Origin of the sequence: Pontiella sp. (assembly GCF_041622395.1) — a bacterium.
In the GTDB taxonomy this organism is placed as follows: Bacteria; Verrucomicrobiota; Kiritimatiellia; order Kiritimatiellales; family Pontiellaceae; genus Pontiella.
This window is the reverse complement of the sequence record NZ_JBFJYW010000227.1, coordinates 1-6517: the sequence shown is the minus strand read 5'-3', so window position 1 is coordinate 6517 and position 6517 is coordinate 1. Positions and strand designations below refer to the sequence as shown.

Annotated in this window: 6 protein-coding genes; 3 read left to right on the top strand and 3 right to left on the bottom strand. The window is 58.6% G+C overall.

Annotated features, from left to right (window positions below; translation table 11 throughout):
• Positions 1-225 precede the first annotated feature (225 nt).
• Positions 226-1578, top strand: a complete 1353-nt coding sequence (locus tag ABYO54_RS12605; RefSeq protein ID WP_372808605.1) for a DUF3943 domain-containing protein — start codon at positions 226-228, stop codon at positions 1576-1578.
• A 12-nt stretch (positions 1579-1590) separates the two neighbouring features.
• Here ABYO54_RS12605 and ABYO54_RS12600 read toward each other — a convergent pair whose 3' ends face one another.
• Positions 1591-2256 carry a CDP-alcohol phosphatidyltransferase family protein gene (locus ABYO54_RS12600; RefSeq protein WP_372808604.1) on the bottom strand — a complete coding sequence of 222 codons (666 nt, stop codon included), beginning with the start codon at positions 2254-2256 and terminating at the stop codon, positions 1591-1593.
• Between the two features lie 197 nt (positions 2257-2453).
• Between ABYO54_RS12600 and ABYO54_RS12595 the strand changes: the two genes are divergently transcribed.
• Positions 2454-2750, top strand: a complete 297-nt coding sequence (locus ABYO54_RS12595; protein WP_372808603.1) for a DUF2934 domain-containing protein — start codon at positions 2454-2456, stop codon at positions 2748-2750.
• Positions 2751-2807: 57 nt separating this feature from the next.
• On the opposite strand, the gene miaB is transcribed toward ABYO54_RS12595, so the two are convergent.
• Together miaB and ABYO54_RS12585 are read right to left on the bottom strand one after the other, a co-directional pair.
• Complete coding sequence (gene miaB, locus ABYO54_RS12590; protein ID WP_372808602.1) at positions 2808-4139, bottom strand: tRNA (N6-isopentenyl adenosine(37)-C2)-methylthiotransferase MiaB; 1332 nt, start codon at positions 4137-4139, stop codon at positions 2808-2810.
• 21 nt (positions 4140-4160) lie between these two features.
• Complete coding sequence (locus tag ABYO54_RS12585) at positions 4161-4820, bottom strand: ferredoxin--NADP reductase (protein ID WP_372808601.1); 660 nt, start codon at positions 4818-4820, stop codon at positions 4161-4163.
• 215 nt (positions 4821-5035) lie between these two features.
• Between ABYO54_RS12585 and ABYO54_RS12580 the strand changes: the two genes are divergently transcribed.
• Positions 5036-6517, top strand: a 1482-nt coding sequence (locus ABYO54_RS12580; RefSeq protein WP_372808600.1) for a 5'-3' exonuclease H3TH domain-containing protein, incomplete at its 3' end; no start/stop codon positions are given.

Sequence of the window (6517 nt, the reverse complement as noted above, 5' to 3'; positions counted from 1 at the left end):
TCCTCTTAAGAAATTTAACATAGCGCCGAAAACTATAGGAGCGGCGGTGGCAAGTCGAGCGGGCGCTCCGTCTCTTTTTCCGGCAGGTCGCCCGCCCCGGGATACGGGGGATTTCCCGGCCCCGGGGTATGACGGTTTCTTGATGAACGCAAAAAGACGTTAGGCACTTGAAGTGCCAATTTCGATTCACTAGGTTGTCGGGATTTGTCAGGGAGATGGAGTCCGATGGTGATTGAATTTTGGAGAAGAACGAACGGCGCGATCGTCGTGCTACTGGGCATCGGACTGCTTCGCGTTGCCGCGGGGCAAACGGGCACCCCGCCTCCCACGGATCCCCCGGTCACGAATTCCTACTACACCGCCTTGCCGGTCGGCACCAGCCTCTACGACGCCCCGTTCCGCATCACCTTGTTCAATCCGCAGCATGGCGAAGACGCCGCGCGCACGTGGTCGCAAACCCAATCGATCTTCGGCTACGGGGTTGCCGTGGTCGGCGTACTGGCCGTGCTTCCGGAAAGCTTCACGGGCTGGGAAACGGAGGATAACATTTTCCAGAAGTGGGTGGACAACGTGAAGAAGGGGCCGCGCTGGGATCGCGACGAATGGTACATCAACTGGATCGGCCACACCTATTGCGGCGGCGTCTACTATCAGGTGGCCCGCAAGTCCGGCTATCGCCAGTGGGACTCGTTCATCTACTCCACGCTGATGTCGTCCTTCTACTGGGAATACGGCGTTGAATGCTTTGCCGAGGTGCCGTCGATCCAGGATTTGGTGATGACGCCCGTTCTCGGCTGGGTCTACGGCGAATGGGCCTACCAAACCGAGATGGGCATCCGCGACAACCACAACCGGGTGCTGGGCTCGAAAGCGCTCGGCGGCGTTTCCCTTTTCCTGCTCGACCCGATCGACGCGCTGGGCACCGGAGTCAACCGCGTGGTCGGCCACGACTTGATCAAGGCCGGCTACGGCTACTTTACCTATGTGCCGGAAAAGAAAGACGGCCAGGTGGACCATCAAATCATGTTCCACATGAACATTCCGCTCGGAGTTTCCGGGCCGTCGCAGCTCGGCTCCGCCAAGGAGCTACCGCAATACCGCGCCGACCCGGTCGACTCGGGCCTAGTCGGCATTGCCGGCGGGAGCAGCTATCAATTCCTCGACAACCATTGGGGCGTGAAAAACGGCATCTGTTACAAAGCATCGCTCGGGCTCTATTTCACGCCGCGCATCTCGTCGCGTCTGGCCTATGCCTGGGGCGATCTTGAAGAAGAGGATACGGGGCTGGAGCACCGGTTCGAAACCTATAGCCTGGACACCCAGTTTTATCTCAACACGGACCAGCGTTTCCGGCCCTACGTCACCGCCGGATTCGGCGAGCAGGTCTGGGAGGAAGACCGCTTCCAAAAGACGTTCCAGCTCAACGGCGGGCTTGGGCTTCACTGCAGACTGCACCCCAAGCTGGCGTTGCAGGCCGACTGGATCAACTGCTACGGCGTGACCGAAGGCTCCTACGACCAAAGCGTCAACCTCGGTCTCGTCTATCGCTTCAACCGGGGCGAGCATTCCGATTGGTAGCCGCGCCGCCGGCTATCGCTCGCTCTTGCGCTTGTTCTCCATGTCGACCTTCCATAGCAGCTTCTGCGTCTGGTAGACCGTAACGAACAGCGCGAAGGTGGCCCCGGCCAATACGAACGGCAAGACGCGCGCAATCTCGAAACGCCCCGCAAAGAGAATGATCAACGTGTTCGCGATGATGAACACCAGCCGCATCTCGGTTGGGCCAACGCCCAGATAGGCGATCTTGAACGCGCCCGTCGCCGCGAACGACAGGAACGAGTTGACCATGAACGCGCCGAACAGCGCGAGGATGTAGAAAAGCAGATACTTGTTGTGATCCTCCACCATCAGGCCGTAGCCGATGAGGATCGAGCAAAGAAACAGGTAGTCGAGGAAGTGGTCCATGTAGTAACCCCACTTGATCAGGCCCGTGTTGCGCCGGCGTCCCACCTCGCCGTCGAGCAGGTCGGTGATGTATTGCCCGAAGATCGCGAACGAGACCACCCACAGGCAATGGACCGAGTAGTTCGCCAAAAAACTGAACGCAATGATCAGTGCGCACCACAGCAACGTCGTCATGGTCAGGTGGTAGGTTTCGATGTTATTGGGCACCTTCGGCACAAGCCAGTTCTTCAGTTTGTTCTCGGCCTTGGCCAATAGCCAAGTGCCCTCTTTCTTATCCCCTTGAAACGCCATATCCTGATTTCTCCAACCTGTCTTTGCCCCAACGAGTACACCAATTGCCCAACAACGCAAGCACCAACATAAAACAACGCTCACTTGCTTTAATACAAATTTTTCGAAGGAAGTATTTACAACCCGGGAACAAGCGATTACTTGTAACCGCATCACGTCAGTAACGGCGTGGAGAAGAAGAAATCAGGAGAAAAACAATGGCTGCAAAGAAAACAGCAAAGAAAGCACCGGCCAAGAAGGCTGCGGCGAAGAAGGCACCGGCCAAGACGGTTGATGCGGAAAAAGCACCGGCCAAGAAGGCTGCCGCGAAGAAGGCACCGGCCAAGAAGGCTGCTGCAAAGAAAGCCGCCAAAGTGAAGTACACCAACGAGCAGGTCTATTCGATGATCGAACAGGCTGCATACTTCGCCGCGGAAAACGATGGGTTTGCCAAGAACCCCGCCGATTACTGGGCAGTGGCCGAAGCGTCGATCAACGCCATGGTCAAAGGCTAGTTTCCACTCGGTGGGAACTGAAAAGGCGATCCGTTCGGATCGCCTTTTTTTTCGCCGCTAAGCCAGCCGGCCCGTCAATGAAAGTTCCGAGGCGGAGGTGATTTCCACCTCCTGGAACGTGCCGACAAGCTCGGCGGGGGCATCGACGACCCGGACCGGCAACTTGCCCTCGGTGCGGCCGGAAAGCGCGCTGGCCATGCGCGGGTCAACGCGCTCGATCAACACGCGGTAGGTCTTGCCGACCATCGCATCGTTGTGTGCCTTGGAGGTGCGCTTGAGGATTTCGCTGAGCCTGGCCAACCGTTCGCTCTTCAGCTGCGGGGAGATGTCGTCCTCCCAGCGCGCCGAGCGCGCGCCGACGCGGGGGGAATACTTCGCAACATAGGCCATGTTGTAGCCGACCCGCTCCATCACCTTCGCGCTGTTTTCGAACTGCTCGTCGGTCTCGCCGCTGAAGCCGACGATGATGTCGGTGAACAGGGTGGCGGTCGGCAACAGTTCGCGGATGTCGTCCACGATTTTGAGATAGTCTTCGATGCTGTGGTTGCGGTTCATGCGGCGCAGCAGTTTCTCGTCGCCGCTCTGCAGCGGCAGATGGATTTGCTTGGCCAGACAGTCGTAGTCGGCGATGGCCTCGATCACGTCGCGCGTCATGTCGCGCGGGTGAGGCGAGGTAAAGTAGACCCAGAACTCCTTGCCGCTGGCCTGGCCCAATTCGCCGACCTTGCGCAAGAGTTGGGCGAACGAAATCTCCTGGCCCTTCTTGTCGAGCCCGTAGGAATTGACGTTCTGGCCAAGCAGCGTGATCGCCTTGACCCCGCGCTCCACCAAGCGCCGCACTTCGGCCAAAATGTCTTCGCTGGCGCGCGACACTTCGCGGCCGCGCGTGTAGGGCACGGCGCAGTAGGAACAAAACTTATCGCACCCGTTCTGGATCGGAACGAAGGCATCGAAATCCGAACTATAGGTCGGATCGATCTGCCAGAAATCGGTGCGCTCGTCTTCGCGGTGCAGGTCGTTGAAGGGATGCTTGGCGGAAAACTCGGAGGCCACTCCGCATTGGTGCAGCATGTCCGGCAGGTCCGGCAGCTCGTTCATGCGGAATACCAGATCGAACTGTTTCAGGAATTTTTCTTCGTCGGCCGGGAGAATGCAACCGGAGACGAAGGTCACCAGCGGCTTTTCGTTCTTCCACTGGTTCCACTTCCGGATCTTGCTATAGACCTTGTCGATGGCTTTCTGGCGAACCGAACAGGCGACCACGCCGATCAGGGAGGCCTCCTCTTCGGTGTCGACCATCTCGAATCCCATGCCTTCGATGACACTGCGGATCCGCTCCGAATCCGATTGGTTCATCTGGCACCCTAACGTAACTACGCAACACTTCATCTCGTTTCACTCGTCAAAAAATTAAAAATAAACTTCCGTATGGATCTGGGCGGTCGGCAGGCCTTTTTCCTGAAGCAGGTCGAACGCCTCGTAGATCATGTCGCAGTTGCCGCACAGAAACGCATTGGTTTCCGGCGGCACCTCGAGGGTGCGCAGGTATTCGGTGACGCGGCCGCGGAAGTCGCCTCCGTCTTCCCGCGACACGCAGTGGAAATAGCGGTCGCCGTAGCCGGCCGCATCGTAGGCTTCGTCCTGCATGGCCGTGCCGTGGATCAGGCGGAAATCCAACTCGGGATAGGATTCGACAAAACAATGGTACGGCGAGATTCCCGTGCCCGTCGCAACGAAGAGCAACGGCTTGCCGCGCAGTTGCTCGATCAGCTTGAAGTGGCCATAGGGCCCGCCCACGCTCACGTCGTCGCCAGCAACCAGCTCGCAGAGTTGTTTCGAAACCAAACCATCCTCGACCCGCCGCACGAGCACTTCAAGATGATCTTTCGAGCTGCCGGAATAGACCGAATAGTCGCGGATTTCATCATCGCCCGCAACGCCGACGCGGATGTATTGTCCCGGCTCGAACTCCATCCCCTGCCGTTCGAACCGCAACACGGCCGTTGAGTCCGTCAGCCGGCGTACGTCCAGTACCTTGCAGACGGTTTTCTTTTTTTGGGTTGAAAACATGGCTACCTCGCTCCTCAAGCAGACCTTTTTGGTGCTGTATCGTTAAGGCGCGCGTTTATAGATTCCCGCCTCCCGAAAGTCAAACGCAACCCGAGGCGAGTCCGCCCGCGCTTTGGCGCAGGCCGTTAAAAACCTTGCGCAAAGCCTCCCAAACAATCGGCGGATCCTCTAGGCTTCATCGATTCTCATCAATAGCTTTTAGAAAGGATTCGCAAATGCAGAAAAAACTCTTCCTGATCGACGGCATGGCCATCGTCTACCGCGCCTATTTCGGGCTCATCCGCAATCCGCGCATCAACTCCAAGGGCGAAAACGTTTCGGCGGTGTTCGGCTTCATCAATACGCTGCTCGACATCATGCACACCTACGAGCCGACGCACATCGCCGTTGCGTTCGATACCCACGGCCCCACCTTCCGCCACGAAGAATATCCCGAATACAAGGCCACGCGCGACGAAACGCCCGAAGGCATCCGCACCGCCGTGCCGCACATCCGCAATCTGCTCAACGCCTTCAACATTCCCGTGCTCGAATATCCCGGCTTCGAGGCCGACGACGTGATCGGCACGCTCGCCCGCCAGGCCGAGCAGCAGGGCTACGACACCTACATGGTTACGCCCGACAAAGACTATGCCCAGCTGGTCGACGAGCACACCTTCATGCTCAAGCCCGGCCGCAGCGGCGGCGACGCCGAATTGCTGGACGTCAAAAAAATCCTCGAACAGTGGAACATCGAAAAGATCGAACAGGTCATCGATATCCTCGGTCTTGCGGGCGACACCGCCGACAACATTCCCGGCATCCCCGGCATTGGCCCCAAGACGGCCGAAAAGCTGGTGGCCCAGTTCGGCTCCATCGAAAACCTGCTCCAAAACACCGACCAGCTTAAAGGCAAGCAGAAGGAGAAGGTCGAGGAAAACAAACACGCCGCCCTGCTCTCCAAAAAACTCGTAACGATCAAGTGCGATGTTCCCGTCAAGGAATCGCCCGACGAGCTGATCATGGGCGAGCGCAACGACGACCAACTAAAAATCCTGTTCACCGAGCTGGAATTCAAGTCGCTGATCAAGCGCCTCTTTGGCGAGTCGCCCACCCCGGCATCCGTCGCGGTCGCGGCGGTCACCGAAGGCCAGGGCGACCTGTTCGAGTTCGCCGCCGCACAGCATCCGGAAATGCTGGAACCCGTGCCGTCGTTCAAGACGATCAAGGATGTGAAGCATACGTATCACCTCGTCACCACCGCCGCCCAGCGCGCGGCGCTGGCCGAAAAGCTGGCCGGTTGCTACGAGGTCTGCTTCGACACCGAAACCACCGGGCTCGACGTTCGCGTGGCCGAACTGATCGGCATCTCGTTCTGCATCAAGCCGCACGAAGCGTGGTTCGTCACCCTGCCGCCCGACCGCGAACAGGCCTTGCTTGCACTCGAACCCTTTCTGCCGCTCCTGCAAAACCCCGATGTGCGCAAGGTCGGGCAAAACCTGAAGTACGACATCAGCGTCCTGAAGTGGCACGGCGTGGACGTCCGCGGCCAGCTGCTCGACACCATGCTCGCGCACTATCTGATCGACCCCGACCAACGCCACAACATGGACCACATGGCCGAAAGCCTGCTCGACTATACCCCGGTCCCGATCACCGCGCTCATCGGCGAAAAGAAGAGTTCGCAAAAAACGTTGCGCGAGGTCGATGTCGATGCG

What these genes read in the sequence shown, in the direction of transcription:
- ABYO54_RS12585 (WP_372808601.1), bottom strand. Translation starts at nt 4,820, where the DNA reads ATGTTTTCAACCCAAAAAAAGAAAACCGTCTGCAAGGTACTGGACGTA.
- ABYO54_RS12605 (WP_372808605.1), top strand. Translation starts at nt 226, where the DNA reads ATGGTGATTGAATTTTGGAGAAGAACGAACGGCGCGATCGTCGTGCTA.
- ABYO54_RS12600 (WP_372808604.1), bottom strand. Translation starts at nt 2,256, where the DNA reads ATGGCGTTTCAAGGGGATAAGAAAGAGGGCACTTGGCTATTGGCCAAG.
- miaB (WP_372808602.1), bottom strand. Translation starts at nt 4,139, where the DNA reads ATGAAGTGTTGCGTAGTTACGTTAGGGTGCCAGATGAACCAATCGGAT.
- ABYO54_RS12595 (WP_372808603.1), top strand. Translation starts at nt 2,454, where the DNA reads ATGGCTGCAAAGAAAACAGCAAAGAAAGCACCGGCCAAGAAGGCTGCG.